The organism is Nonomuraea sp. N2-4H, assembly GCF_045291505.1.
GTDB lineage: Bacteria > Actinomycetota > Actinomycetes > Streptosporangiales > Streptosporangiaceae > Nonomuraea > Nonomuraea fastidiosa.
The window spans coordinates 6833528-6860125 of sequence record NZ_CP147987.1 but is presented as its reverse complement, the minus strand read 5'-3'; the positions used below and the strand labels follow the sequence as shown (position 1 = coordinate 6860125).

The following is a 26598-nucleotide window of genomic DNA, read 5'->3' as shown; positions in this document are numbered from 1 at the left end:
GTCGTCGGACATCAGCCCCGCCCCATGGTGTCGCTACAGCCGCGCGCCTCGGCCCGCGGCAGCCGGCCCAGCACCTCGAAGCGCTTGCCCGGCCAGGGTCCGTCATCGACGCCGCGTACCACGCCGAGATCCTCGGTCAGCAGCACATGCCCCGGATACGACGTGGGCAACGTGCTGACCACCTCGACCAGCCCGGGGACGCCGGTGGGCGCCTCTTGCCAGGTCTCGGGGTCGCGGATCACGACGTCGGCGAAGTCAGGGCAGTAGAGCCCGTCACCCTCGGGTCCTTCCAAGAACACCGTCCCGATCTGCTCGACCATGCCGTAGAAGTTGTGCACCCTGCGCAGCCCGCACTCGGCCGCCAGCCGCCGCCGGAACTCGGCGTTGCCGACCGACTGCTCGGCCAGCCGCTTCCAGCCGCCCGAGTGGACGAGCACCCCCTGCGACAGGTCCTCGCCCAGGCCCAGCAGATGCAGCCAGACCATGAACGTGAACCCGAAGATCAGGAACGGCTCGCCGCCATGCCGGGCGAGGAAATCCTTGACCGCCCGCGCGTCCACCTCGCCCCGCTCGTCGAGCACGAAGGTGTGGTCGCGGCCGAAGTTCATCATCCCGAGCACGCCCGCGCCCCTGGCGCTCAGCATCGGGTCGCGCACCACCGAGCGCTGGTCCACCACCAGCATCGGCAGCCGCCGTTCGCCCAGCACCTGCCGCATCGTGGCGGCCAGCATGCGGGTCTGCGCCGCCGCGGCCGCCCGGTCGAGGAAGACGCGGCTCGGCGTCTGCCCGGTCGTGCCGCTCGACGTCAGCACCCTGAACACCTCGTGGGCGGGCACGCTGCGCAGCTCATGCGTCTTGAACAGGCGTACCGGCAGCCACGGCAGATCGGCGAGCCGCTCGTACGGCGGGTGCGCGCCGATCGCGTCGAGGATCCGGCGGTACGGCGGGCACGCGCGGCGGTGCCGCTCGGTCAGCGCGGCCAGCTCCGGCAGCAGCACGGCCTCCCGCTGAGCCGCTCCCAGCGTGAACACCGACCGCTCCGGCGGCGCCAGGACCGTGCCCGGCTGCGGGTGTGTCATGTCATCGACTCCAGCGCTCGATAGTCGACCTTGCCCGTCGCGAGCAGCGGCAGGCGGTCGATGTGGCGGACGTCGAAGCCGCTCCAGTGCAGCCTCAGCTGCGCCGCCAGCCGCCTGGCCAGCAGCGCCCGCGCGGGCTTGTCGAGGCTCTCCGTCCAGATCGTCACCCGGTCGTCGCCGCTGGTGGCGGCCACCGGGCCGGAGCCGCGCAGCAGGCGTTCGACGTCGTCGAGGTTGACGCGGGTGCCGAAGACCTTGGCGATGCGCTTGATCCGGCCCGTGACGTACAGGAAGCCCTCGTCGTCGAGCCTGCCGAGGTCGCCCGTGCGCAGCACGCCGCCCATGTCGTCGCCCCTCGCCAGGTCGGCGGCCGTCTCGGCGTAGCCCATCATCACGTTGGGCCCGAGGTAGACGACCTCGCCGTCGTCGATCTCCAGCCGCCCGCCGGGCACCGCCACGCCCACCGAGCCCGGCTTGTCGTCCAGCCGGTCGGGCGGCAGCACCGCGATGCGGGCGGTGGCCTCGGTCTGGCCGTACATCACGTAGAAGCGCTCCGCCTGCGCGGCGAACTCCTTCACCAGCTCCGGCGCCAGCCGCCCGCCCGCCTGGGTGAGCGTGGTGAGCGCGGGGTAGTCGGTGTGGTCGAAGCGCATCCGGCGCAGCATCGTGTACTGGTAGGGCACCGCGGCCAGCGAGGTGCAGGCGTGGGTGCGCAGATCGTTCCAGAACGAGCGCTCCAGCAGGCCCGCCTCGGTCAGCACCACCGTGCCGCCGGCCACCAGGTGGCTGTTGAGCACCGACAGGCCGTAGCTGTAGTGCAGCGGCAGGCTGGTGGGCGCGACCTCGCCAGGGCCGAGCGACAGGGCTGTGGCGATCGCGCGGGCGTTGGCGAGCACCGCGTGACGCGAGATGCGCACCAGTTTCGGGTTGCCCGTCGAACCCGAGGTGGCCAGCAGCAGGCCCAGGTCGGGATGCGGGTCCGGCGCGGTGCGGCGGCGCGGCGGCTCGGCCCCCGCCTGCGTGAACCCGATCAGCGCGCACGGCTCGAACCGCTCCGCCAGCTCCGCCAGCGTTGCGGCGGGCAGGTCGGGGTCGAGCAGCGCGATCGGCCGCCCGGCGTGCCACGCTCCGAGGTAGCAGAAGACGGACGCCAGCGTGTTGCGCATGCCGCAGAACACCGGCCCCGGCGGCAGCTTGTCGAGGTGCGCCGCCGCCCGCCTGATCGACCGCGCCAGATCCTCCCCGGACACGCCGTCCCGGTCACCTGCGGCGACCAGCCGGGCTTCCGGATGCGGGAACACCACGCTTTCGGGCGCCGCAACGGACCCGTCGGATTTTCCGGAACGCTGAGAACGCCAGACTGCGGTGGGACCGGCCTTGGCCCGCACCGAGACACCATCGGGTTCGCCGGCGTCCTGCGGACGCGAGAAGCCGGCGGGACCGGCGCCGGGCCCGCTGGACTCGTGGGCGGCCTGCAGAGGCGCGGCGGGCGCGGGATCGGCTTCGGACTTGCCGGATCCGGTGGCGGCTTGTAGAGGCGTGGTGGGCGCGGGATCGGCTTCGGGCTGCACCGGTGACCTCCCAGGCTCGTTGGCGACCTGCGGATGCGGAACGGCGTCGTGCCGTGCCTTCGTCCCGTCGGGGTCGCCGGCGGTTTGCTGCGGATGCGAGACATCGGAGGGAGGTGCGCCGGCGGGTCGCGCCGTCGGTTCGCCGAGTGCGCCGGCCGCCTGCGCGTGCGGCTGCGGGACGGCGGCGGGCACGGGTGGCGTGTCCTGGTCGCCGGTGTCATGGGAACGCGGGGTCGTCATGGGACCAGCCCGCCGTCCACGCCGAGCACCTGGCCGGTGATGAACCCGGCCTCGGGCGACAGCAGGAACGCCACCGCGTGCGCGACGTCGTCGGGCTCGCCGAGCCGGCCGAGCGGGGTCGCCGCGATCGTGGCGGCGCGCTCGTCGTCGCCGAGCGTGGCGAGCATGTCGGTACGGATGTAGCCGGGCGCGACGGCGTTGACCCTGATGCCGTGCGGGCCCAGCTCTTTGGCCGCCGCCATGGTGAGGCCGAGCACCGCCGCCTTCGTGGCGGAGTAGACGGTCTGCCCGGCGCCGCCCGCCCTGCCCATGATCGACGACACCAGCACCACGGCCGGATCGCCGCCCCTGCGCAGCAGCCTGAGCGCGGCCTGCAGGGTGTGGGCGGCACCGACGGCGTTGACGTCGAAGAGGCGGCCGATCGTCTCGCGGCTCGTCAGCCCGAGCAGACCCGCCGCGTGCACACCCGCGTTCACGACGAGCGCGTCCAGGCGGCCGTGCCGCTGATAGATGCGCCGCATCATCGTGTTGATCTGCGCGGGGTCGGCGACGTCGCCGTGCACGGAGTCGGTGACGCCGCCGCTCTGCGCGGCCACCTCGGCCGCCGCCTTCGCGGCCCGCTCCTCGTCCCGGCCGTGCACCACGACCACGTATCCGGACGCCGCCAGCCGCACCGCCACCGCCCGCCCGATCCCCATCGTCGACCCGGTGACCAACGCCACCCGCGGCTCCACCGCCACCGCCTCCCCCTCCAGCTCGGCTTCCGGCTCCCGCGCAGGCCCGGCCTCCGCCGCGATCCGCCCGCCGGACGGGTGGGGCACACGGCGCTGCGCGGCCTCCCGGCCTTCCGCAAAACGCCGCACCGCCGTGGATCCCTCGCGCGCCGTGACCTCCCGCCTCGCCGCAGCCTCCCGGCTCCCCGTGGAACACCGGCTCGTCGCGGACTCGCGGTTCGCGGAGGGCACCCGGCGCTCGGCGGGCTCTCGACTCACCCCCGGCTCCCGGCACGCGTCGGACGCTCGATTCGGTGCGGATTCCAGGTGCACGGCAGGCTCCCGGCTCGCCGAAGGTGGCTGAGGTGCGGCGGCTTCTCGGCTCACCGCCGTGTCGCGGCTCACGGCCGGATCCCGCTGTGCGGCGGCTCTTCGCCCGTCTGCCGACGCGCGGTGCGCTGCGGGCTGTCGGTGCGCTGCCTGCTCTTGGCGCGCTGTGGGTGGTCGGCCCACCGCCGTCGTGCGGCGCGTCGTGGGCTCCTCGCTTGCTTCGGGTGGCTGCGGTGCTGTGGGCTCTTGGACTGCCGCGGGCTCTTGGCCGGTCGGCGGCGGCTCTCGGTGAGTCAGCGAGATTTCGCTTGGCGCGCACGTTCGGCGTGTCGCGGGCTTGCGGACCGCCTTCGGCTCGGCGCGTGGCCTTCTCCCTCCGCGGAGGGACTGCTGGGCGGGCTCCCCGTGCGGAGGGCGTGGGTGGAGGAGCGTGCGCGGGTCGGGGCCCCGGACGGCACCGGGGGTGAGGAGGGCGGCTGGAGCGACCTCGCGCTCAGACGGCGGCGGCGCCGATGCCATGCTTCTCCAGCAGCTCGGCCGCCTTGGCGAACGAGCTCATGTCGATCATCTCATCGGTGTCGATCATGATGGAGAACTCGTCCTCCATCGCCGCGATGAGCGCCATGTGCGCGAGGGAGTCCCACTCCGGGATGGCGCGGTATTCGAGGTCGTCGACGCCGGCGTCGGGCGGAAGATTGAGCGCCATGCGGAACACGGCCCGCAGGCGGTCGAGATGACTCATGATCACTCACTCTCTGTCTTCGAGCCATGACGAAGTGTAGCCGTATCGGGAACGCCTTGAAAAACCAAGCCCCCGACCTGAGTAATGGAAGCGTATAACGATGCGTGACCCGTGATGGGTGCTGGGAATGTCGGGAAGGACACGCCAGCCGTACGGGGGGAATGATGGACGAATCTAATCACTGGTACGGGCACTCCCGCATTCTCGGCAGATACTGTGGCATGCCGGATGAGGCGCCAAAGCGCATTCAAGGTTTCCTCCAGCATGGATGGAACTATCTGCATGGATTTCCGCCGAACGACCACTGGTGCAGCCCGGGATATCCGCGTTTCATCTGGTCGGACGTGCTGCGCCGCAGGGGATGGTCGATGGGCCGGCGGGGGCACTATCTCATCGGCGCGCCGTGGATCTACCTTCTTTACCTGGAGCCCGACCTCGGCGTACGGCAGGATCGCGAGGGTACGATCTGGTATCCCTTTCATGGCTGGGAGAAGTATTCCGTCAGCGGAGACCATGCCAGGCTCGCCGATGAAATCCGAGATGTCGAGATTGGCCCGGTAACGGTCTGCCTTTATTGGTTGGAATTCGCAAATCCGGACATTCGGCGGGCGTACGAATCGAGGGGGTTCCGGGTCATCTGTCACGGTGAGCGCGGCTCCCGCTGGGACGCGAGAGGCCGCGACTTCCTGCGCAAGCAGCTCGTCGAGCTGCGGCGCCACCGCAGGGTGGCCTCCAACCGGCTCGGCAGCGCGCTGTTCTACGGCGCGTCCGTCGGCTGCGAGGTCGCCGTCTACGGAGACCCGATGCAGTACGAGGACGAGCGGCCCGAGTACGGCGGCACCGCCCGCCGCATGCGGCTCTGGCCCGAGTTGCACGGCACGCAGGTCGATACCGAGCTGGCGGCCGAGGTGGCGCGGCGCGAGCTGGGATTCGAGTATCAGGCGACACCGGAGGAGCTACGGCGAATGTTCGGATGGAAGCGGGCCCGCAACGCACCGTCGGCGGCGGTGACGAGACGCCGCCCCCGGCCCACCGCCGCGGCCACCCATCCCGGAGCGGGCGCGGCGGTCCGTGCCGACCTCCCGAAGGCGGCCGCACGTTCCGGGGCCGCCGCACGTTCCGAGGAGGGCGCACGTTCCGGGGCGGGCGCGGCGGTCCGTGCCGACCTGCCGAAGGCGGCGGCCGGACTCAAGGGGGCTGAAGCGGGCGAGCGGGGTGGAGTGCGGAGATGAGCGTGAACGAGGCGCCCGCGAACGTACGGCTGATCGGCGGCGAGATGCTGCTCTGGTCGGACATGTCAGGCATCGGGGGCGTCACCGAGTGGCGCGGCGCGGCACTGGAGCTGATCAGGCGGCTGGTGCCCCCGGACGGCAGGGTGCTGCTGGTGGGCCCGCACCCGGAGCAGGTGGTGGACGACGTGGTGGCCAGGGCGGGCTCGGCGGCGGCGCTGGTGCGCTCGTTCCCCGACGCCCGCGCCCTGGGGGAGCGGCACCCGGAGCTGGAGGTGTTCTGCGGGCGGCTTGAGGCGCTGGACGTCGCCGAGCCGTACGACCTGGTGCTGGCGCTCGACGGCCTGCTGCGTACGCACTCGGCGGAGGCGCCCGCGTCGGCGTGGAGCGAGTCGCTGGCCGCGCTGGCCGGGCTGACCAGACCGGGCGGCCGGCTGGTCCTCGTGGTGCGCAACGATCTCGGCATCGACCGGTTCATCGAGGCCAGGCCCGCCGACCGCGAGTGCGGTGACGACCAGTGGGCGCCGCACGGCTTCGACCCCAGCTACCCGGGCGGCCCGGCGGCGCTGGACCACGGGCTGGAGTCGGCGGGGCTGAGCCCGCAGCGCTGCTACGCCGCCTACCCCGACCGGGAGGCGCCGCGCTCGCTGCTGTCGCGCGAGGCGCTGGCGGGCGAGCTGCCCGAGGCGCTGACGTTCCCGCTGAGCGCCCGGGAGAGCGACCGCATGCTGGTGGCCGACCCGCTCAGCCTGACCAGGCTCGTCTTCAGGCACGGGCTCGGCGAGGAGCTGGCACCGCTGTGGCTGGCCGTCGCCACGCGCCCGCCGCTCACCGCCGACCAGGCGCATCCGGCGCCGTCGGGGCCGGTGTCCGCGGACAGCGGTGACCGGGTGCAGCCGGCGCCGGCGGAAAGCGGGCACCCGGCGCATCCGGTGGAGCTGCCGCTCGGCCTCATCGAGGAGGGGCGGTCCCTGTACGAGCTGACCGGACACGGCACCAGGCGCCTGCCCGACGGCGAGGAGCGCCCGGTCCCCGCAGGCCGCGTGGTCGAGGAGATCCTGGTCGAGGCGTGCGCCCGCGAGGACGTCAAGACCGTGCGCGAGCTGCTGTCGTCGCTGGCCGAGTGGCTGGAGCGAAGCGGTGAGGTGTCGGCGGCGACCGACAGCCTGGTCTACGACGGCGAGCGCTTCGCCGCGGTCAACCCGCCCGCCGCCCCGGTCACGCCGCAGGAGCCGCGCGTGGTGCTGTGCCGGATCCTGTGGCGGTTCGCGGTCCGGCTGCTCGCGGCCGGGCACCACCATCCGTGGCCGTGGCCGCTGCAGGCCGACCAGCTCGCGCTGACGCTGTGCGGCATGGCCGAGCGGCCCTGCGACCACGGTGACCTCGACCTGGCACGCAAGCTGGACGCCGAGCTGGGCCAGCCGGCCGAGCTGGGCGAGCACGCGCCGACGTACCGGGATCTGCTGGGCGCCCGCGACCGGCTCGCCGACCAGCTCACCGCCGCCCTCGCCAGGATCTCCCGCCTGGAGACCAAGCTGTCCTACCGCGAGCGCGAGCTGGTGCGGGCCAAGGCCAAGCTGCGCAGGACGCAGCGCAAGGCCACCGCCTACCGCAGAACGCTCGGATACCGCCTCTCCCGCCGACTGGCCCGCCCCCGCAAGGTCGCCCGCCGCGTCATGCGGCTGCTGTCCGGCTGACCACACGATGAGGAGCTCCTGTGCCGGTTCTTTCGGTGATCGTCCCGTTCCACAACGTCGAGAAGTACATCGGACCCTGCCTTGACTCCATCACCGCGCAGACGCTGGACGACCTGGAGGTGATCTGCGTGGACGACGGCAGCGGCGACGAGGGGGCCGCCGCCGTCGAGGCCAGAATGGCGCAGGACCCGCGCATCAAGCTGCTCAGCCAGGACAATCACGGGGTGGGCCACGCCCGCAACGTGGGCGTACGCCATGCGACGGGCACCTACCTGGCGTTCGTGGACGGCGACGACACCGTGCCGCGCGACGCGTTCAAGCGCATGGTGTCCTCGCTGGAGACGACGGGCTCCGATCTTGCCTGCGGCAACGTGATGCGGCTCTACCGCAACCTGCTCATCCCGTCGTGGGCGCACCGGCAGGCGTTCGCCAAACCGGCCAAGCGCACCCACATCACCCGGCATCCGCTGCTGGTCCGCGACCGCATGCTGTGGAACAAGGTCTACCGCCGCTCCTTCTGGGACCGCCTCGGCCTGAGCTTCCCCGAGCGCATGTACGAAGACCAGCCGGTCGCCATGGCCGCCCACGTCGGTGCCGAGTCGGTGGACGTGCTGGCCAGGGTCGTCTACCACTGGCGGCAGCGCGACGAGCAGAACGCCTCGATCACCCAGCGCCGCCTTGCGCCGGCCAACCTGCGCGACCGCCTGCTGTCGGTGACGCAGACGGCCGAGCTGCTGGCGCGCTGCGCCCCCGGGCTCAAGACCGACTTCGACCGCGACACGCTGGACATCGACATGACGGTCGCGGTGGAGGCGATGGCCGCCATGGGCGAGGACGCCGAACCCGACCTGGTGGACCTGGCCGCCCGCTATCTCGACGGCGTGTCGCGTGAGGCGTGGCTGAGCATCCCGTTCGAGCACCGCCTGATGGTGCACCTGCTGCACCGGCGCAGGCTCGGCGAGCTGTCGCGGGTCTACGCCGAGGCCAGGCAGGGCCGGCTGCTGCCGAAGGTCGGCTCGTCGGGGTGGCTGCGCAAGCGCTGGTACGGCCGCCACCCCGCCATGCCGGGACACCTGTCGGAGGTCTCGGAGGAGCTGGGCCTGCAGGCCAGGCTGGTCAGCCTCGACTGGCACGACGGCGTGCTGCACGGCGCGGGCCGGGTCGCGGTCGGCAGGTTCGACGTGGGCGACCTGCGGCGGGCGCGGGTGCGTACGTGGCTGCGCGAGCGCGGCACCGGCGACACCGTCGTGCTGTCGGAGAACGACAGCTTCCCCACCTGGGAGGATGTCGAGCAGGAGGACGGCGTCCGCGCGCCCGAGCACGCCTTCCCGTTCAGGTTCGCCTTCGACCCGGAGGTGATGTCGCGGGGGCAGCTCGCCCGGCACGGCCAGTGGGATCTGCACGTGCGGGTGAAAGGCGGCGGGCTGCGCCTTGAGTGCCGGGTGGCCGGGCCGCGCTGGCTGCCGCCGCTGATACCCGCGCCGCGCCGCACGTCGGGGGTGTGGCTGGTGCCGGTACGCAGCGCCAAGGGAGCCTGGGGCATCCGGGTGCGCACCGCACAGGCGGTCATCGGCGACTGCCGGGTGGACGGCGGCGACCTGCTGCTGTCGGGACGGCTCACCGACCTGGGCGACGGCGAGCCCGTGCTGCGCCTGCGGCGCAAGAGCGATGGCGAGGAGATGTACTTCCCGGTGGAGCTGGACGGCCAGAAGTTCAGCGCATGCGTCCCGCTGGCCGGCATCGACGAGTGCGTGGGCCACGAGTCGTGGTGGGAAGTGATGATCGACCAGGGCCGCCCGCTGCGCCCGATCGTACGCTCGCGGCAGCGCACCATCACGACCGTGGACGAGCGCCGCTTCCTCATCGACCGCAGTGAGGACGGCTGCCTGCTGCTGGCCGAGCGCTGACGACCGGGCTCAGCGCAGGATGCCCGCCAGCGTCTCGACGACGCGGTCCTGCTGGGCGTCGGTCATGCCGGGCCACAGCGGCAGCGACAGCTCCTCGGCGTAGTAGGACTCGGCGCCGGGGCACAGGCCGCGGCGGTAGCCGAGGTCTTCGAACACCGGATGCCAGTAGGCCGGTACGTAGTTGACCTGCACGCCGATGCCGGCCGCGCGCATGCGGTCGTAGACCTCGCGCCGCCGCCCGCCGCCGATCCTGACCGGATAGAGGTGCCGGCAGGGGCTGACGTAGGCGCGCTGCGCGGGCAGCGTCAGCCCCGGCACGTCGCGCAGCAGCGTGTCGTAACGGGCGACCAGCCGAGCCCGCCGCTCGCGGAAGCGCGCGAGCCTGCGGAGCTGGCTGATGCCGAGCGCGCACAGCACGTCGGGCAGCCGGTAGTTGAGCCCGAACGCGTGCACCTCCTGGTGCCAGCCGCCCTCGTCGGGGTGACGCTGCTCGGCCGGCTCCCTGACCAGGCCGTGGTTCCTGAAGCGGGCCGCGCGCCGCAGCATGGCGGGGTCGGCCGCCGCCACCGCGCCGCCCTCGGCCGTGGTGACGTTCTTGGTGGGAAAGAACGAGAACGTGGTCAGGTCGGCGAGCGACCCCACCGGCCGGTCCTTGTACGCCGACCCGAGCGAGTGCGCGGCGTCGGCCACCAGCGCCGCCCCGCAACGCCCGGCCACCTCGCGCAGCTCGTCGTAGTCGGCGGGATGGCCGGCGTAGTCGACGGCGGTGATCGCCCGAGTCCTGGAGGTGACGAGCGCGGCGGCGGCGTCGGGGTCGAGGTTGCCGGTGTCGGGCTGCACGTCGGCGAAGACCACCCGCGCGCCGAGCAGCGCCGCCGTCGAGGCCGTCGCGACGAACGTCAGCGGCGAGGTGATGACCTCGTCGCCCGCGCCCACCCCGGCCGCGACGTAGGCGACGTGGAGCGCGGCGGTGCCCGAGGTGACCGACACGCACGGCACGCCGCCCGTCCACCACGCCAGCTCCGCCTCGAACCTGCCGACCGCGGGCCCGGTGGTCAGCCAGTCGCCGCGCAGCACCTCGGCGACGGCCTCGACGTCGGACTCGTCGATCGACTGGCGGCCGTAGGGCAGCATCAGCCGTTCACCATGGCGCGCAGGTCGTCGACCGACAGCCACTGGTCGTTGGTGTCGGAGCGGTAGGAGAAGCCCTCCGGCAGGGTCTCGCCGCCCTCCGGCGGCTTGTAGCCCCAGGTGGCGATGGTCGGCTGGACGACGTAGCGGTCGGCCAGGCGCAGCGCCCTGCGGCTGTCGTCGGGGCCGATCATCTCCTCGTGGAGCTTCTCGCCCGGCCGCACGCCGATCTCGTAGATCGGGCTGCCCGGCGCCAGCGCCTCGGCGAGGTCGGTGATGCGCATGCTGGGGATGCGCGGAACGTACAGCTCGCCGCCCTGCATCAGGTCGAACGAGTCGACCACGAACCTGACGGCCTGCTCCAGCGTGATCCAGAACCTCGTCATGCGCTTGTCGGTGATCGGCAGGCTGCCGCCCTGCTCGGCCAGGCGCTGGAAGAGCGGCACCACCGAGCCCCTGCTGCCGACGACGTTGCCGTAGCGCACGACGGAGAAGCGGGTCTCGTGGGCGGCGGCGTAGTGGTTGGCCGAGACGAACAGCTTGTCGGCGACCAGCTTGGTGGCCCCATAGAGGTTGATGGGGCTGCTCGCCTTGTCGGTGGAGAGCGCCACGACCTTGCGCACGCCGCAGTCGATGGCGGCCTCCACGACGTTCTGCGACCCGGCGATGTTGGTGCGGACGTACTCGAACGGGTTGTACTCGGCGGTGTCGACCTGCTTGAGCGCGGCGGCGTGGACGACGTGGTCGACGCCGTGCATGGCGCGGGTGAGGCGGTCGCGATCGCGTACGTCGCCGATGAACCAGCGAAGGCGCTCGTCGTCGCCGAAGAGCTGCTTGCTCTCGTACTGCTTGAGCTCGTCGCGGGAGAAGACCACCAGGCGGCGGACCCCGAGCGAGTCGAGCGCGTGGCGGATGAAGGCCTTGCCGAAGGACCCCGTGCCTCCGGTGATCAGAATCGACGATCCACTGAGAATGCTCACGTGGCCCCCTGAGTGCGCCGGACGGCGCTGTAGTCGTCGTGGCAAGCCGGTAGCATAGCGCGACCACACGATGACGAAGAGTCACACGGGGGATTGGGGCTTCGGTGCGGATTGTGGGGATCATCCAGGCTCGGATGGGATCGACGCGGCTGCCCGGCAAGGTGCTGCGCGAGCTGGGCGGGCGCTCGGTGCTCGCCTGGGTCGTACGCGCGGCGCGCGAGGCGGGCGCGCTCGACGACCTGCTCGTCGCCACCACCACCGAGCAGGCCGACGACGCGGTGGCCCGCGAGTGCGACCGGCTCGGCGTGGCCTGCCACCGGGGGCCGGTCGACGACGTGCTGACCCGGTTCGTGCAGGCGCTGGACGGGCGCCGGTGCGACGCGGTCATGCGGTTCACCGCCGACTGCCCGCTGCTCGACCCGGCCGTGATCAGGGAGGCCGCGCTGGTCTTCCGCGCCGTTCCCGGGCTCGACTACCTGAGCACGAGCCTGGAGCGCACGCTGCCGCGCGGGCTCGACGTCGAGATCGCCGGGCGCTCCGCGCTGGCCAGGGCCGACCGTGAGGCCACCGGCTTCCACCGCACCCACGTCACCTCCTACCTGTACGAGCATCCCGGCGAGTCCCGGCTGCTCGGCCTCACCTACCGCCCGGCGGCCGGCGACCTGCGGGTGACGCTCGACACCGAGGACGACTGGCGGCTGATCTCCGCCGTCGTCGCCGCGCTCGGCGACCGGTGCGTCCCGGCGAGAACGCTGATCGGGTGGCTGCGCGAGCATCCCGAGGTGTGCGGTCTCAACGCCCACGTCCGGCAGAAGGCACTCCAGGACGCGTGAGCGCCGGGTCTCTGGGCGCGGCCGTGCCGGGCGGTTCGCCCGGCGGGTCTTCGGGCGAGGTGCCGGGCGGGTCTTCGGGCGAGGTGCCGGGCGGGGCGGTGCGCGTCGGGGTGCGCTGTGACGCGGGCGCGCGCAGCGGGGTCGGCCATCTCGTACGTTGCGTGGCGCTCGCGGAGGAGCTGGTCACCCGCGGCGTCGAGGTCGTCTTCCTGGGCGAGGTACGCGACTCGCCGTGGGCGCGGGCCCAGCTCGACGGGCGCGGGCTGCCGCTGGTCCCGGCCCCTGGCGAGCCCGCCGGCCTGGCGGCACTGGCCCGCGAGCTGGCCTTGGACGCGGTGGTACTCGACTCGTACGCGCTGCCGCAGGACACCGGGGCGACGCTGAGGGCGGCGGGCCTGCCGGTGCTGGCCATCATCGACGGCGACCCGCTCGGCCAGGAGGCCGACCTCTACCTCGACCAGAACCTCGGGGCCGAGCGACGGCCCTTCACGCTGCCGGGCCGGCGGCTTGCCGGCGCCCGTTACGTGCTGCTGCGCGACAGCGTGCGGGCGCGTACGCGGCCACCGCGCGAGCCGGGACCGCCGCGCGTGCTCTGCTTCTTCGGCGGCACTGACAGCGCGGGCGTCGCCCCTCGCTGGGCGGACGCGCTCAACGCCACCGGCCTGCCCTTCTCCGGTACGGTCGTCAGCCCGGCGCCGTTCGACGCCGGCTCGATCGCCGTCATCCCGCCCACCGACCGGCTGCCCGAGCTGATGGCGGCGGCCGACCTGGTGGTGACGGCGGCGGGCTCGGCCGTCTGGGAGCTGCTGCACCTCGGCGTCCCGACGGCGCTGACCTGGGTGGCCGACAACCAGCTCATCGGCTACGAGGAACTGGTCGGCCTGGGCGCGGCCGCCCCGCTCGGCCCGTCCCCCTGTGGCGAGGCCACCGGCGTGCTGGCGCGGCTGCTCGCCGACCCCGCCGCCCGCGACGAGCTCGGCGGCCGAGGCCGGGGGCTGGTGGACGGCAAAGGCAGGGAGCGCGTCGCCGACGCCCTCCTCGCCCTCCTGCCGAAACGCCGGCTCCTGCTGAAGCCTCGGATCCAGCCGTGAGTGGCGCTAGATCAGATCCCAGCTCAGCGGCGTACCGAGCGGAACATCACGGACGAACCGCCGTCCCACGACCTGGTCGAAAGCGTCGGGATGCAGCCCACCGGCGGGCCGGATCGAGCGCACGTTCTCAGGGGTGACCGGCTCGCCCGCCCGCACATCGCGTACGACATGCAGAGAACGACGGAACCGCAGCCCCTCACGCTCCGACGGCCGCGGCCCGATCACCGGCTCGCCCAGCGCCTGCCAGGCCCGCTCGCTCTCGGCCACCAGCGCGGCCAGCTCGGCCGGCTCCAGCGAGAACGCGGCGTCCACGCCGCCGTCGGCCCGCGACAGCGTCACGTGCTTCTCGATCACGCACGCGCCCAGAGCGACCGCCGCCAGCGCGGCCCCGATGCCCGGCGTGTGATCCGACAGACCCACCACCGCGCCGGTGAGCGCGGACAGCAGCGGCAGCGAGCGCAGGTTGCTCTCGCCGGGCGGCGCGGGATAGGTGGCCGTGCAGGACAGCACGGCGAGCTGCGTGCACCCGGCGCCCCTGGCCGCCGCGACGGCGGCGTCGATCTCGGCGGCGGTGGCCATGCCGGTCGAGATGATGAGCGGCTTGCCGGTGCTGGCCGCGAGCCGGATCAGCGGCAGGTCCACGATCTCCGACGAGGCGATCTTGTACGCCGGCGTCTCCAGCTTCTCCAGCAGCTCGACCGCCGTGGGGTCGAAGGGCGCGGAGAACGCGACGAGCCCGCGCTCGCGGGCCCGCTCGAAGATCGGCCGGTGCCACTCCCACGGCGTGCTGGCGCGTTCGAAGAGCCGGTAGAGCGTCTCGCCGCCCCACAGCTCGTGCTCGTCGCCCACCCGGAACGCGGGCGCGTCGCAGTCGACGGTCAGCGTGTCGGGCGTGTACGTCTGCAGCTTCAGCGCGTGGGCCCCGGCGTCGGCCACCGCGTCCACGATGGCCAGCGCCCGCTCCAGGCTGCCGTTGTGGTTGCCGGACATCTCGGCGACGACGAACGGCGGATGCCCGGGCCCGATCGGCCGCCCCCCGATGGAGATCATGCGTGCTCCTTCCTGAGTTCGATGGTGACGACGTCGCGCGGCACGCCGTCGATCTCGCGCCGGTAGGAGCCCACCTCGGCGAAGCCGAACCGCCGGTGCAGCCGCAGCACCGGCTCGTTGCCGGCCAGCACCTCGCCGCGCAGCGTGGTCAGCCCGAGCGGGCCGAAGGCGTGCTGGATGGCCGCGCGCTCCAGGCCGATCCAGGCGGGCAGCAGCAGCCCCTGCCGCTCCAGGCCGTCGAGGTCGAGGTAGTAGCCCCAGTGGGCGGCGCCGCCCGCGATGCCGGTGTAGGTGACGACCCCGGCGGCGGCCCCCTCGTGGTGGTAGATCAGCACGCGTCTGCTCGTGTCGGCGCGGGTGGCCGCCCACCAGCGGGCGTGCTCGTCCGGCGTGATCTCGTGCGTGGTGAAGCTGGTGGCGCGGACCCGAGGGTGGTTGCGCCAGTGGCGCATGGCCGGCAGGTCGTCCTCGCGGGCTGCTCTCAACACGGCTCCCCCTACCGTTCGTGCTCGATCCTTTGCACAACGTAGCGGATTACGTGCTCGGTAAAGAGCTCATCAGGGACGGCCATCGCAGGCGTAGGCGGGGCGGGCGCCACGGCATGCTGCCCTCGAACGCACACCGAGTGCAAGGAGCAATAAGGCATGATCCCCCTGCTCAGCGTGGTCGTCCCCATTCACGACGTGGAGCCGTACCTGACCGAGTGCCTGAAGTCGCTGGCGGCGCAGACCCTTGAGGACATCGAGGTGATCGTCGTGGACGACGGCTCCACCGACGGCGGCGGGCGCGTCGCCGAGGACTTCGCCGCGCGCGACAGCCGCTTCGTCCTGGTCGTCCAGCACAACATGGGGCCGGGTCCTGCGCGCAACCGGGGCATCGCCAGGGCGCGCGGCACGTACCTGGCCTTCGCCGACGGCGACGACGTGGTGCCGCCCGAGGCGTACGAGCGGCTGGTCGGCACGCTCTCCGAGACCGGCTCCGACCTCGCCACCGGCGCCGTGCGGCGGCTCGTGGACGGCGAGCTCGAAGAGTCGGTCCTGCACGAGAAGGTGTTCAGGAGGCCGCACCTGTGCACGCACATCACCGACAAGCCGGTCCTGATCAGGGACCGCACGGTCTGGAACAAGGTGTACCGGCGCGCCTTCTGGGACCGCTGCGGCCTGCGCTTCCCCGCCGGCATCTACGAGGACGTGCCGGTCGCCATGCAGGCCCACGTGCTCGCGACCGGCGTGGACATGGTCGGCGACGTCGTCTACCACTGGCGCAAACGCGAGGAGGGCGGCACCTCGATCACCCAGCGCCGTTCCGAGCTGCCCAACCTCCAGGAGCGGCTGTCGGCCATCCGCTCGGTGCGCACGTTCCTCGACGACCGCGCGCCCGAGCTGCTCGACGGGTTCGACGCGCTCGTGCTGGAGAAGGACACGGTCTTCCTGTTCCAGGCCCTGGAGCGGTGCGCGGAGGGATCGCAGGACCCGGGGCCGCTGCTGGAGCTGGGCCGGGCCTGGCTGGCCGAGCTGGGGCCGCACGTGCTGGCGAGCGCGCCCTCGCTGCGCCGCCTTGAGCTGCACCTGCTGCGGCGCGGGCTGCTGCGGGAGCTGCGCACCGTGCGGGAGTTCCGTCGCGGACGCGAGGACAGCGCCCGCGTGGTGCCGCGCGGCTGGCGCACGACCGGCTGGTACGGCGACTACCCGTTCTTCCGCGACCGCCGCCTGCGCATCCCCGACGAGGTGTTCGACGCCCGCGACGAGCTCAAGCTGATCGCCAAGGTCGAGGAGTGGACGTGGACGGGCGGTGAGTACCGGCTGCGCGTCCACGTCGGCATCCACCGGGTGGACCGCAAGGTGCCCAAGGTGAACCTCTGGCTCAGCGACGGCCGCCGCAGGGTGCCGCTGGAGGTGCGGCGCAAGGGCCGCTACGGCGTCATCGCGACCGTGGACCCCGCCCGCCTGGCCGGCGCCGCCCGCCCCTGGAAGCTCGGCGTGCGGGCCGAGATGCGCGGCCTGGTCTTCAAGGGCTGGTGCCGCGACGGGGAGTCGGGGGAACGTGGCGGTGGTCGTCGCTGGGGTCAGTGCCGGGATGGTCAAGAACAGGCATGGACATCCCCCAGTAGTTCCAGAGCGTAATCGCTTCGGCGCGTCGCGTGGTCATGCTGGGATCCATGAGGACCTATTCGCTGGATGACGTCTACGAGACACGCAAGCGGAGAGACTCCTGGTGGACCGTCTATTTCGTGGATCCGGTCGCCTGCCGGGTCGCCCTTCCCGTCGCCAACCACACCCGGCTCACGCCCAACGCCCTCACCGTGCTCTCGCTGGTCCTCGGCACGGTGTCGGCCGCATGTTTCGCGGCGAACCACCTCATAGCGGGCGCGGGCTTCTTCTATCTGAGCTTCATGATCGACTGCGTGGACGGCAAAATCGCCCGGCTGAAGGGCACGGGCACGCCGTTCGGCCTCTGGCTGGACTACGTGGGGGATCGCATCAGGGTCGTCCTGTGCGCCGGGGGGCTGGCGTACGGGCAGTACGCGCTGACAGGCGACGTGCGCTACGTCGTGCTCGGCGCGGCGGTGGCGGTCCTGGACCTGTTCAGATACGTCAACGCACCGCAGATGAAGCGCGTGCGCGAGGCCATCAGAGAGGAACGGCAGGAGGCCGAACCGCACCTCCTGGGCGGCCCGCAGCAGATCAGCGCCGATCCACTAGGGGCCGATCCACTCGGGGTGGACCCGGTCGGCCCGGATCCCTTCCTCACCGAGCACCCGGAGGGCGAGCCGCGGGGGCGTACGCCCCGGTCGCGGACCTTCCACCGGTTCTTCCGCAGGCTCAACAGGTTCCTGGCCCGTCATCGCGTGCGCTCGCACCTCGTGAGCGGCATCGAGTTTCACGCGGCGGTGTTCGTGATCGCGCCCATCGCGGGGGCGTGGGCGCTCATCCCGCTCGCCGCGACGTCGGGGGCGCTGCTGCTCGCCAACGAGGTCTTCCTTGTGTACCGGATGTGGCTCTTCACGCGCAGGCACGGCGTGGGCTCGCCTCAGCAGAGCCGAGAGCACGTTCTCGTCTAAGTTTTCGGGGGTTAGTACGACATGAACGACCGGCCAGTCTTCGTCATCGGATGCCCGCGGTCCGGCACCACGATGCTCCAGCTCATGCTCCACTCGCACCCGCGCATCGCGGTGCCGCCGGAGACGCGCTTCCTCGTTCCCGCTTATTACCGCCGCCGCAAGTGGGGCGACCTGCGGGTCCCCCAGCGGCGCCGCGCGCTGGCGCAGTGGATCGCGACCGACCGCAGCACGAAGTTCCGCGAGCTGAAGATCGACAAGGACGAGTTCGTCCAGCAGGTCGTCGAAGGCCCCGGCTCGCTCGGCTCGGTGTTCGGCACCGCCTTCCGCATGTACGCCGACCGCTTCGACAAGGTCCGCTGGGGTGACAAGCGGCCCAGCTACGTCAAGCAGGTCGACATGCTGCTCAGGCTCTTCCCCGACGCCCAGTTCATCCACCTCATCAGGGACGGCCGCGACTGCGTGGCCTCGCTGAAGGAGATGCCCTGGTACACCCTCGACTCCTTCCACGCCATCTCGACCTGGGCCGAGGCCATCGACGCCGGCGGCAAGCTGCGCCGTACGCTGCCCGACGACACCTACTACGAGCTGCGCTACGAAGACCTCACCGACGACCCGATGACCGAGCTGAAGAAGCTCTGCCACTTCCTCGACGAGGAATTCTCGCCCGCGATGATCTCGCCGCGCGAGGCGGCCAGCGTGGCCGTGCCGCAGCACAAGGTCTGGCACAGCAACACCCACCGCGAGGTCACCCGCAGCCGGGTCGGCAGCTGGGCCAACCGGCTGGAGCCCTGGGAGATCTCGCTGTGCGAGCACATGCTCGGCGACCGCCTGGAGTCGATGGGCTACGAGCTGAGCGGCGCGCCCAAGCCGTCCAAGGAGCACATCACCACGGCCCAGAAGACGATGCAGAAGCGCAAGGCGAGCAGGATGCGCAAGCACATGCGCGACCGGATCAACCGGCTGCGCGAGCCCAGCCCGGTCGCCGCCCTGCTCACCTCGCGGCAGCGGTCGCTGGCCGGCGTGCCGCAGCAGCGCAAGGAGCTCACCGAGCCGGTGTGACCGGCTCGGCCCGGGTCAGCGCTCGATGTGGGCGAAGACCCGTTCCCAGCCGTCCAGCACGTGGTCGAGGCGGAACGCCTCGGCCCGTGCGCGGGCGTCGGCGCCCAGCCTGCGCCGCTCCTCCTCGTCCGACACCAGCCGGGCCAGCTCCGCCGCGAACGCCGCCACGTCGCCGGGCGGCACCAGCACCGGCGCGGCGGAGCGCACACCGCCCGACACGTCGAACGCCACCGCGGGCACCCCGTGCGCGGCCGAATCGAGCAGCACGATCGGCAGGCCCTCGTGCTCGCTGGTCAGCCCCAGGATCGAGGCGTTGAGATACTCGCCCGGCATGCGCTCGGCGGGCACCACCCCGCGGAACACCACGCGATCGGCCACGCCCTCGCGCTCGGCGTGCGCGCGCAGCCGCTCCAGCTCGCCGCCGTCGCCGATGAGGTGCAGCTCCCACGGCGGCGGCGCCTGCGACCTGGCGAACGCGCTGATCAGCCGGTCGAAGCGCTTGACCCCCTCAAGCCGGCCCACTCCCAGCACCCGTGGCGCGTCCAGCCTGGACATCTCCTGCGGCCAGCGGGCCAGCGGGTTCGGCAGCGCGCCCGCGTTCGGCAGCAGCGCGTGCTCAGAAAAGCGCACGGCGTCGTCATCACTGAGGAAGATCGCCTGGTCGAGCGGCGGGTAGTGGCGGCGGATCGAGGCCAGGTGCCAGCAGCCGCGGGCGTGGTCGTACGAGCCGTGATACTGGCCGATCGGCCGGAAGCCGCGCGGCAGCAGCCCCGACACGCGGGCCACCACGGACGGCGAGGTCAGCACCGCGTAGCCGGGCGGGATCTCCCGTAGCAGCTCCCTCAGCCGCCGGTCGGCCAGCCTGCGGGCGATCGGGCCGTCGGCGGGCCGCCGGCTGATCAGGTGCCGGTGGTAGCGGGGCGCGTCCACGTACCGGAACGGTCGGCCCGTGCGGTGCAGGCCGATGACGTGCACCTCGTGGCCGCGCTCGGCCAGCCCCTGCGCCAGGGTGTGGGTGACCTGCTGGATGCCGCCGAGCGTGTCGGCGTCCAGGCAGGTGAACACGACGCTGCTCACCGGGCCTCCTCGAAGAAGTCGGAGACGATCCGCGCCGCCGCGTCGCCCCGCTCCTCCGCGCACCACATGCGGCGGAAGGCGGCGTAGCGCTCGGCGTAGGATTCGTGCACGGCGGGCAGGCGGCGCAGCACCTCGGCCAGCTCTTCCGTGGTCGTCACGCATGGCCCTGGGGCGATGGACGGCAGGTCGTGGTAGACGCCGCGCTCCGACAGGCGGTACTCGTCCCAGTCGTCGATGAAGAACACCATCGGCTTGCCGGTCAGCGCGTAGTCGCACATGACGGAGGAGTAGTCCGTCAGCAGCGCGTCCGAGGCGAGCATGAGGTCGTTGATCTCCGGATAGGAGCCCGCGGGGCGGACGAAGTGCCGCAGGCGCTCGGGTGGCCGGTAGCGCTCGACCGGGTGCGTGCGCAGCAGCACCACCCACTCGTCGGCCAGCTCCTCGGCCAGCAGCTCCAGGTCCACCCGCACCGACCGGCCGCTGCCCTTGGCCCGGTCGCGGTACGTCGGCGCGTACAGCAGGACCCGCTTGCCCGGCGGCACTTCGAGCCGCCGCAGCACCTCAAGGGCGCCGTCGCTGCGGCCGCCCGCCTTGACCAGCGCGTCGCAGCGGGGCGTGCCGCACCGGTACACCTTGCCCGCGTAGCCGTTGGACGGCAGGAACAGCCGGGAGAACTCCGCGCTCGGCGCGACCAGCGCGTCCCACCTGGCCACTGCGGCCCGCCAGCGCGCCCGCGGCCCGTCGAAGTCGCCGCGCAGGTCGGGCGCGTCGAACCCGATCGACTTGATGCCCTGGCCGTGCCAGGTCTGCAGGTAGCGAGTGCCGCGCGGCTTGGGGTAGTCGAGCGGGAAGCCGTGACTGTCCACCCAGATCCCGGCCCTGGCCATGGTGTAGACGTAGCGCCAGCTTCCCCTGCGGACGAGCTTGGCGTCGGCGGGGAAGTTGCCGCGCCCCCTGGCCACCGACCAGACCGCCTCGATGGGCAGCCGCCTCCGGCGCATCTCCTCGTAGATGGCGCGCGGGCTGCCGCTGTAGTTCTTGCCGACGTCCGACTCGAACAGCGCCAGGTTCTTGCGCGGCGGCAGCACCCTGACCAGCAGCTTGTACGCCAGCAGCTTCGTCCGCGGCGTGCTGATCCGCTTGATGACCTTCTGCTTGACCCGCCGCAGCACCGCCCTGGTGATCGAGTCGGGGCGCACGCACAGGTAGGCCGCGTACCCCTCGACCCCGACCGTGCAGCCGCGCAGCTCGATCGGCTCGGTACGCGGGTCCACGATGAGCCGGTCGGTCGTGGTGAGCCCGTCGGAGAGCCGGGTGAAGCCGATGCGCGGCTCGCACCTGGCGGCGGGCGGCGTGAACTCGACACGCGTGACGTACGCGCCCTCCGCCGACGGCTGCGGCTCGATCGGCACACGCAGCCGGCCGAGCTGGAGGAAGGCCATCCACTCCGGCGGCAGCGCGCCGAACGGATCGTACGTGCGCACGGTCATCCGCACCCGCCGCCCGTCGGAGGACAGGTCGATCACCTCGTGCCGCAGCCGGGAGGCGCTGAACGGCAGCTCGGCCAGCCGCAGCCGGGTGATGTCCATGCCGGGGGAGGGCGTGCTGCCCCAGTACGTGCGCCCGCCGCGCTGCACCGCCGTCCTGGGGGCGGCGCGCGGCCCGGTGAGCGAGCCCGCCGCCACCCGCAGGTCCTCGATCCGATCGTCGAGGATGAGCTGGGAGCAGACCCGGTCCAGCGGGTCCAGCCGGTCGAGCACCTCGCCGGGGATCTCCTCCAGGTACGGCCGCACGATCGAGGCGAATCCCTTGACCCACACCAGGTCGCGGGCGGGCAGCGGGTTGAGATAGACCCGTAGGTCCTGGCGCAGGAACCGGTACTGCCGGTGCGGCACCAGGTCGGCGGCCCCGTGCTCGCGCAGGATGTCGTCGCTCAGCCGGGCCGCGATCACCCGCTGGCGCACGTTCTCCAGGTCGGCGATGCTGAGCGAGATGGAGTCGTTCGCGGTCGAGCGGTGCCAGTGGTAGACCGTCCACGGCACGATCGCGAACCTGCGGGTCACCGCGTACAGCTCGGCGGCGAAGACGTGGTCCTCGTAGTGGACGTCCTCGGGGAAGCGCAGCACGCGGTCGCGCAGCAGCCGCACGTCGTAGAGCTTGTTGGTGCTGAAGCTGTCGAGGAACAGCTCCGGCTCCTGCCTGATGCCCTCGACCACGCGCCGCCGGGCGAACAGCGACGGGTAGTAGGGGTACAGCCGGCCGTTCGACTCGTGCAGCCGGGAGATCTGGCCGGCGACGAACTCGGCCCCGGTCCGCTCGATCTCGGCGAGCAGGCTCTTGCACGCGTGCCTCGGCAGCTCGTCGTCGCTGTCGAGGAACATCACGTACGGGGAGCGCGCGGCGTCGATGCCGTCGTTGCGCGGCGCGCCGCAGCCGCCGCTGTTGACCTGCCTGCGCAGGTAGCGGACGCGGGGGTCGCTCGCGACCAGGCGCCGGGCCACCTCGGGCGTGCCGTCGGTGCTGGCGTCGTCGGCGATGATCACTTCCAGGTCGCGCAGCGACTGGCCGAGCACGGAACGTACGGCTCTGGGCAGGCGGGCCGCGTCGTTGTAGGTGATCACGACCACGGTGCAATCCGGCATCGCACATCCCCCCGTTTGACGAACCCGGCGGGAATGGCACTTCCCCCGGCCCGGGAGAAGTGACCGGACTTGATGGACTATTTGCCCAAAATCACCGCATTATCCGGCGAATCACCCAGATGATGACAAGGAGCGCGGCCGCCGCGCCCGCGATCGGCAGGACGCGCTTGAGCAGCGGCTGCCCGGCGATCTCCAGCAGGTCGAGCGCCTCCTCGTCGGGCGTGCGGGACGAGCGCAGCGAGTCGACCCGCCGTTCCCGTGCCGACTCCTCGGCCGCCCGCTGTGCAGCCTCCTGTGCCGCCTGCTGTGCCGCCTCCTGCGAGGTTTCGGGGACCGCGCTCAGGTGCCGCTCCTCCTCGTGCGGCCCGCCATCGGACGGCTGCAGCCGGCTCCACCTGCTCCACGGTGGGCTCCGACAGCAGCTCGGCCAGATTGGCCGCGAACCGCTCGATGAGCTTGCCGCCCACCTCCGCCATCACGCCGCGCCCGAACTGCGCAGGCCTGCCCGTGACGTTGAACGAGGTCTCCACCGTCACCAGCGTGGACTCCCCGCGCGCCCGCATGCGGGCCTTGACCGTGGCCGAGGCGGTGCCCGTGCCCCTGGCCTCCTTGCCCGACGCCTGGATCGTGAGCGAGTAGGAGTCTTTGTCGACGTCCTCGAACCTGGCCGTGCCCCGGTAGGTCACCGTGATCGGGCCGACCTTGACCTTCATCCTGCCGGTGAACTCGTCACCCTCGAAGGTGTCCAGCGTCGCCCCCGGCAGGCACGGCGCGACCCGCTCGACATCGAGCAGCACGGCCCACGCCTGCTCGATCGGGACCGGAACAGTGAACTCGTGCTCGAACCGCATCGCCATCGATCCGCTCCTTCTGCCGATGCTGTGACACTACGTCGCGATGGAAACACCCTGGAAGACCGGGTCGCCCGGCACGGCGGGGCGCCCCGGAGGATGGGGACGCCCCCGGAAGAGGGCGCCCCCGTCACGTCGTCAGGGCGCTCCGGCCGCGGCGCGGACCGCGCGGTAGGTCAGCACCCTGGCCAGATGTCGCCGGTAGTCCGGCTGGGCGTGCAGGTCGGCCGGGGGCGAGGTGCCCTCCGCCGCCGCCTCGCACGCCTGGCGTACCCGGTCGCCCAGCTCCACGCCGCTCAGGGCGCTCTCCGCGGCGGTGGCCCGCAGCGGGGTGGTGCCCATGTTCGTCAGCCCGATCCTGGCCTCGGCGATCGAGCCGTTCGAGCGCTTGACCGCGGCCGCCACGCCGACGATCGCCCACGACTGCGCGGTGCGGTGGAACTTCTCGTAGTGGAAGCCCCACCCCTCGCCCAGCTTGGGGATCTTCACGCCGGCCAGGATCTCGCCCTGGGCCAGCGCCGGCTCCCAGTAGTCCACGAAGAACTCCGACGCCGCAATCTCCCGCTCGCCCTGCGCCGAGACCGCCACCATGACAGCGTCCAGCGCCAGCACCACGGCGGGCAGGTCACCGGCCGGGTCCGCGTGCGCCAGCGAGCCGCCGAACGTGCCCCGGTGCCGGATCGCCGGGTCCGCCACGTGCGCCGTCGCCTGCGCCACCAGCGGGCAGCCCGCCCGCACCACCGGAGAGCGCATGACCTCGTCGTGCGTGGTCAGCGCGCCGATGTAGACGTGGTCGCCCCGGTCGTGCACGCCCTTGAGCTCGTCCAGCCGGCCCACGTCCACCAGCGTCGACGGGTACGCGAGCCGCAGCCGCAGCAGCGGCAGCAGCGACTGGCCGCCCGCCAGGACCTTGGCGTCCTCGTCACCGGCCAGCACCTCGCACGCCTCGGCGACCGAACCGGGACGCACGTAGTCGAACTGCGCGGGGATCATGGCCGCACTCCTTCCTGCGCGCGCTCCTGCAGGGCCCTCCAGATCCGCTCCGGCGTGCACGGCATCTGCACGTCGTTGATCCCGTACGGCCGCAGCGCGTCCACGACCGCGTTCACCACGGCCGGGGTCGAGGCGATCGTGCCCGCCTCGCCGACGCCCTTGACGCCCAGCGGGTTCGTGGTCGAGGGCGTCTCCGTCCTGTCCAGCGTGAAGCCGGGCAGGTCGGCGGCCGACGGCAGCAGGTAGTCGGCCATGGTCGTGGTCAGCAGGTTGCCCTCGGCGTCGTACACGGCCTCCTCGAACAGCGCCTGCGCGATGCCCTGCGCGATGCCGCCGTGCAACTGGCCGTTGACGATCAGCGGGTTGATCACCTTGCCGATGTCGTCCACCGCCACGTACGAGCGGATCCTCGTCTGGCCCGTCTCGGTGTCCACCTCCACGGCGCACAGGTGGGTGCCGTGCGGGAACGAGTACGTCTCCGGGTCGAAGGTGACCTCGGAGTCCAGCCGCGGCTCCACCCCGTCGGGCAGGTCGTGCGCGGTGAACGCGGCGTAGGCCAGCTCCTGGATCGTCTTGGCCGAGTCGGTGCCGCGCACCTTGAACGTCCCGGCCTCGAACTCCAGGTCGTCCGGCGAGCACTCCAGCAGGTGCGCCGCCAGCGTACGCGCCTTGTCCTTGACCTTCTCGCACGCCTTGAGCACCGCGATGCCGCCGACCACCAGCGAGCGCGAGCCGTAGGTGTCCATGCCCTTCGGCGCGATCGCCGTGTCGCCGTGCAGCACCGTGACGTCCTCGAACGGCACGCCCAGCGCGTCGGCCACGATCTGGCTCCACGACGTCACGTGGCCCTGACCGTGCGGCGAGCTGCCGGTGACGACCTCGACCTTGCCGGTGGGCAGCATGCGCACGGCGCCGTGCTCCCAGCCGCCCGCGCCGAACCTGGCCTCGGCCAGCAGCCGCGACGGCGCCAGCCCGCACATCTCCGTGTACGTGCTGACCCCGATGCCGAGCTGCACCGGGTCGCCCCTGTCACGCCGGTCGGCCTGCTCGGCGCGCAGCTTGTCGTAGCCGAAGAGCGAAAGCGCACGCTCGGTCGCCGCCTCGTAGTTGCCCGAGTCGTACGTCAGGCCCGAGATCGTGGTGTACGGGAACTCCTCGTGCTTGATCCAGTTGCGCCTGCGTACCTCCAGCGGGTCCAGGTTCAGCTCGGCGGCCAGCTCGTCCATCATCCGCTCGATGCCGAACGTGGCCTCGGCAGGCCCGCGCCCCGGTAGGCGTCCGTGGGCATCTTCGTGGTGAACACGCCCGTGCAGGCGAACTCGTACGCGTCCATCTTGTAGATCGCGTTGAACATCGACGCGCCGAGCAGCGGCACGCCCGGCGTCAGCAGCAGCAGGTACGCGCCCATGTCCGCGAGCAGCTCCACCTTCAGCCCGCGGATACGCCCGTCGACGTCGGCCGCGAGGCGGAGGCGCTGGATCTGGTCGCGGCCGTGATGCACGGTCAGGTTGCCCTCGGAGCGCGACTCCGTCCACTTCACCGGCCTGCCGAGCTTGCGCGCCAGCACCAGGCAGAGCACTTCCTCCGCGGTGACCTGCAGCTTCGAGCCGAACCCGCCGCCCACGTCGGGCGCGATCACCCGCAGCTTGTGCTCGGGGATGCCGGTCACCACGGCCAGCATGACCCGCAGCACGTGCGGGATCTGCGTGGACGAGTAGACGGTGAACGACTCGCCGTCGGTGTCGGCCAGCACCGCGCGCGGCTCCATCGCGGTCGGGATGAGCCGCTGCTGCCGGAACGTCCGCTCGATGACGACCGGCGCGTCCCTGAACGCCGTCTCGATGTCGCCCGAGACGGTCTTCATGCTGTACGCCTTGTTGCCCGCCTCGTGCACCTTCGGGCTGTCCGGCGCGAGCGCCTCCTCCATGTCGAGCACCGCCGGCAGCGGCTCGTAGTCGACCTCGATCGCGTCCAGCGCGTCGGCCGCGCGGTACCGGTCGGTCGCGATCACGCAGGCCACGGCCTCGCCGACGTACCGGACCTCCGACACCGCCATCGGCGGATGGTCCGGGATCACGATGTCCTCGGTCACCGGCCACGCGCACGGCAGGCTGCCCTGCTCATCCGCGAGGTCCTGGCCGCTGAACGCGGCCACCACTCCTGGCAGGTCGCGCGCCCCGGAAACGTCGACCCGCGTGATCCTCGCGTGCGCCATCGGGCTGCGCAGGAACATCACGTGCAGCATGCCGGGCCGGGAAAGGTTGTCCGTCCACTGCGTGCGCCCCGTCAGCAGCTTGGTGTCCTCTTTCCGCCTGCGCGGAC

At 72.1% G+C, this 26598-nt stretch carries 21 protein-coding genes and 1 pseudogene; 8 read left to right on the top strand and 14 right to left on the bottom strand.

Annotation, left to right across the window (positions count from 1 at the left end; genetic code table 11):
• Positions 1-11 precede the first annotated feature (11 nt).
• From WBK31_RS31270 to WBK31_RS31255, 4 genes are all read right to left on the bottom strand, one after another.
• Positions 12-1079 (bottom strand): acyl-protein synthetase, encoded by a 1068-nt coding sequence (locus WBK31_RS31270; protein WP_364068496.1) that lies wholly within the window; start codon positions 1077-1079, stop codon positions 12-14.
• Positions 1076-2890: an AMP-binding protein gene (locus WBK31_RS31265; RefSeq protein ID WP_364068494.1), complete on the bottom strand. Its 1815-nt coding sequence runs from the start codon at positions 2888-2890 to the stop codon at positions 1076-1078. The genes WBK31_RS31270 and WBK31_RS31265 overlap by 4 nt, the downstream gene beginning before the upstream one ends.
• Complete coding sequence (locus tag WBK31_RS31260) at positions 2887-3753, bottom strand: SDR family NAD(P)-dependent oxidoreductase (protein ID WP_406673579.1); 867 nt, start codon at positions 3751-3753, stop codon at positions 2887-2889. Before WBK31_RS31260 ends, WBK31_RS31265 begins: the two co-directional genes overlap by 4 nt.
• Positions 3754-4426: 673 nt before the next feature.
• Positions 4427-4675, bottom strand: a complete 249-nt coding sequence (locus WBK31_RS31255) for an acyl carrier protein (RefSeq protein ID WP_364068490.1) — start codon at positions 4673-4675, stop codon at positions 4427-4429.
• Positions 4676-4896: 221 nt separating this feature from the next.
• Here WBK31_RS31255 and WBK31_RS31250 point away from each other — a divergent pair, with 221 nt between their 5' ends.
• The 3 genes from WBK31_RS31250 to WBK31_RS31240 are packed head-to-tail and all read left to right on the top strand — an operon-like array spanning position 4897 to position 9508.
• Positions 4897-5907, top strand: coding sequence for a hypothetical protein (locus WBK31_RS31250; RefSeq protein WP_378786163.1), 1011 nt, complete (start codon positions 4897-4899; stop codon positions 5905-5907).
• Positions 5904-7601, top strand: coding sequence for a hypothetical protein (locus WBK31_RS31245; RefSeq protein ID WP_406673578.1), 1698 nt, complete (start codon positions 5904-5906; stop codon positions 7599-7601). Before WBK31_RS31250 ends, WBK31_RS31245 begins: the two co-directional genes overlap by 4 nt.
• A gap of 20 nt (positions 7602-7621) precedes the next feature.
• Entirely contained in the window at positions 7622-9508 is a 1887-nt protein-coding gene (locus WBK31_RS31240; protein WP_378786164.1) for a glycosyltransferase family 2 protein, read from the top strand.
• Between the two features lie 9 nt (positions 9509-9517).
• Here the strand turns inward: WBK31_RS31240 and WBK31_RS31235 are convergent, their stop codons facing one another.
• Both WBK31_RS31235 and pseB read right to left on the bottom strand, forming a co-directional pair.
• Positions 9518-10642, bottom strand: coding sequence for a DegT/DnrJ/EryC1/StrS family aminotransferase (locus WBK31_RS31235; protein WP_378786166.1), 1125 nt, complete (start codon positions 10640-10642; stop codon positions 9518-9520).
• Positions 10642-11619, bottom strand: a complete 978-nt coding sequence (pseB, locus tag WBK31_RS31230; RefSeq protein ID WP_364068479.1) for a UDP-N-acetylglucosamine 4,6-dehydratase (inverting) — start codon at positions 11617-11619, stop codon at positions 10642-10644. Before pseB ends, WBK31_RS31235 begins: the two co-directional genes overlap by 1 nt.
• A 104-nt stretch (positions 11620-11723) precedes the next feature.
• Here pseB and WBK31_RS31225 point away from each other — a divergent pair, with 104 nt between their 5' ends.
• Together WBK31_RS31225 and WBK31_RS31220 are read left to right on the top strand one after the other, a co-directional pair.
• Positions 11724-12452 carry a glycosyltransferase family protein gene (locus WBK31_RS31225; RefSeq protein WP_364068477.1) on the top strand — a complete coding sequence of 243 codons (729 nt, stop codon included), beginning with the start codon at positions 11724-11726 and terminating at the stop codon, positions 12450-12452.
• Positions 12449-13543 carry a hypothetical protein gene (locus tag WBK31_RS31220; RefSeq protein WP_364068475.1) on the top strand — a complete coding sequence of 365 codons (1095 nt, stop codon included), beginning with the start codon at positions 12449-12451 and terminating at the stop codon, positions 13541-13543. The genes WBK31_RS31225 and WBK31_RS31220 overlap by 4 nt, the downstream gene beginning before the upstream one ends.
• A 6-nt stretch (positions 13544-13549) precedes the next feature.
• On the opposite strand, the gene pseI is transcribed toward WBK31_RS31220, so the two are convergent.
• A complete protein-coding gene (gene pseI / locus WBK31_RS31215) occupies positions 13550-14593 on the bottom strand; it encodes a pseudaminic acid synthase (RefSeq protein WP_406673577.1) in 1044 nt (347 codons plus the stop codon).
• Positions 14590-15081 (bottom strand): GNAT family N-acetyltransferase, encoded by a 492-nt coding sequence (locus WBK31_RS31210; protein WP_364068471.1) that lies wholly within the window; start codon positions 15079-15081, stop codon positions 14590-14592. The genes pseI and WBK31_RS31210 overlap by 4 nt, the downstream gene beginning before the upstream one ends.
• A 156-nt stretch (positions 15082-15237) precedes the next feature.
• On the opposite strand from WBK31_RS31210, the gene WBK31_RS31205 reads away from it, so the two are divergent.
• From WBK31_RS31205 to WBK31_RS31195, 3 genes are read left to right on the top strand one after another with little or no spacing between them, the layout of a single operon-like run.
• Entirely contained in the window at positions 15238-16716 is a 1479-nt protein-coding gene (locus tag WBK31_RS31205) for a glycosyltransferase family 2 protein (RefSeq protein ID WP_406673576.1), read from the top strand.
• Positions 16717-16751: 35 nt separating this feature from the next.
• Complete coding sequence (locus WBK31_RS31200) at positions 16752-17654, top strand: CDP-alcohol phosphatidyltransferase family protein (RefSeq protein WP_378786173.1); 903 nt, start codon at positions 16752-16754, stop codon at positions 17652-17654.
• Positions 17655-17675: 21 nt separating this feature from the next.
• Positions 17676-18713 carry a sulfotransferase gene (locus WBK31_RS31195; RefSeq protein ID WP_364068465.1) on the top strand — a complete coding sequence of 346 codons (1038 nt, stop codon included), beginning with the start codon at positions 17676-17678 and terminating at the stop codon, positions 18711-18713.
• A 15-nt stretch (positions 18714-18728) separates the two neighbouring features.
• On the opposite strand, the gene WBK31_RS31190 is transcribed toward WBK31_RS31195, so the two are convergent.
• From WBK31_RS31190 to WBK31_RS31165, 6 genes and pseudogenes are all read right to left on the bottom strand, one after another.
• Positions 18729-19790, bottom strand: coding sequence for a glycosyltransferase (locus WBK31_RS31190; protein WP_406673575.1), 1062 nt, complete (start codon positions 19788-19790; stop codon positions 18729-18731).
• On the bottom strand, positions 19787-22432 hold the full coding sequence (locus WBK31_RS31185) for a CDP-glycerol glycerophosphotransferase family protein (RefSeq protein ID WP_406673574.1): 2646 nt from the start codon (positions 22430-22432) through the stop codon (positions 19787-19789). Before WBK31_RS31185 ends, WBK31_RS31190 begins: the two co-directional genes overlap by 4 nt.
• Before the next feature lie 77 nt (positions 22433-22509).
• Positions 22510-23289, bottom strand: a complete 780-nt coding sequence (locus WBK31_RS31180) for an SRPBCC family protein (RefSeq protein ID WP_406673573.1) — start codon at positions 23287-23289, stop codon at positions 22510-22512.
• 132 nt (positions 23290-23421) lie between these two features.
• Complete coding sequence (locus tag WBK31_RS31175; RefSeq protein ID WP_364068457.1) at positions 23422-24276, bottom strand: xanthine dehydrogenase family protein subunit M; 855 nt, start codon at positions 24274-24276, stop codon at positions 23422-23424.
• Entirely contained in the window at positions 24273-25505 is a 1233-nt protein-coding gene (locus WBK31_RS31170; RefSeq protein WP_406675544.1) for a xanthine dehydrogenase family protein molybdopterin-binding subunit, read from the bottom strand. Before WBK31_RS31170 ends, WBK31_RS31175 begins: the two co-directional genes overlap by 4 nt.
• Positions 25506-26509 (bottom strand): annotated as a pseudogene (locus WBK31_RS31165) (xanthine dehydrogenase family protein molybdopterin-binding subunit); the annotation flags it as partial.
• Between the last annotated feature and the right edge of the window lie 89 nt (positions 26510-26598).

Coding starts and splice junctions, on each gene's coding strand:
- WBK31_RS31255 (WP_364068490.1), bottom strand. CDS start 4,675: ATGAGTCATCTCGACCGCCTGCGGGCCGTGTTCCGCATGGCGCTCAAT.
- WBK31_RS31235 (WP_378786166.1), bottom strand. CDS start 10,642: ATGCTGCCCTACGGCCGCCAGTCGATCGACGAGTCCGACGTCGAGGCC.
- WBK31_RS31200 (WP_378786173.1), top strand. CDS start 16,752: ATGAGGACCTATTCGCTGGATGACGTCTACGAGACACGCAAGCGGAGA.
- WBK31_RS31245 (WP_406673578.1), top strand. CDS start 5,904: ATGAGCGTGAACGAGGCGCCCGCGAACGTACGGCTGATCGGCGGCGAG.
- WBK31_RS31175 (WP_364068457.1), bottom strand. CDS start 24,276: ATGATCCCCGCGCAGTTCGACTACGTGCGTCCCGGTTCGGTCGCCGAG.
- WBK31_RS31205 (WP_406673576.1), top strand. CDS start 15,238: ATGATCCCCCTGCTCAGCGTGGTCGTCCCCATTCACGACGTGGAGCCG.
- WBK31_RS31250 (WP_378786163.1), top strand. CDS start 4,897: ATGCCGGATGAGGCGCCAAAGCGCATTCAAGGTTTCCTCCAGCATGGA.
- WBK31_RS31265 (WP_364068494.1), bottom strand. CDS start 2,890: ATGACGACCCCGCGTTCCCATGACACCGGCGACCAGGACACGCCACCC.
- WBK31_RS31170 (WP_406675544.1), bottom strand. CDS start 25,505: ATGATGGACGAGCTGGCCGCCGAGCTGAACCTGGACCCGCTGGAGGTA.
- WBK31_RS31195 (WP_364068465.1), top strand. CDS start 17,676: ATGAACGACCGGCCAGTCTTCGTCATCGGATGCCCGCGGTCCGGCACC.
- pseI (WP_406673577.1), bottom strand. CDS start 14,593: ATGATCTCCATCGGGGGGCGGCCGATCGGGCCCGGGCATCCGCCGTTC.
- WBK31_RS31270 (WP_364068496.1), bottom strand. CDS start 1,079: ATGACACACCCGCAGCCGGGCACGGTCCTGGCGCCGCCGGAGCGGTCG.
- WBK31_RS31185 (WP_406673574.1), bottom strand. CDS start 22,432: ATGCCGGATTGCACCGTGGTCGTGATCACCTACAACGACGCGGCCCGC.
- WBK31_RS31180 (WP_406673573.1), bottom strand. CDS start 23,289: ATGGCGATGCGGTTCGAGCACGAGTTCACTGTTCCGGTCCCGATCGAG.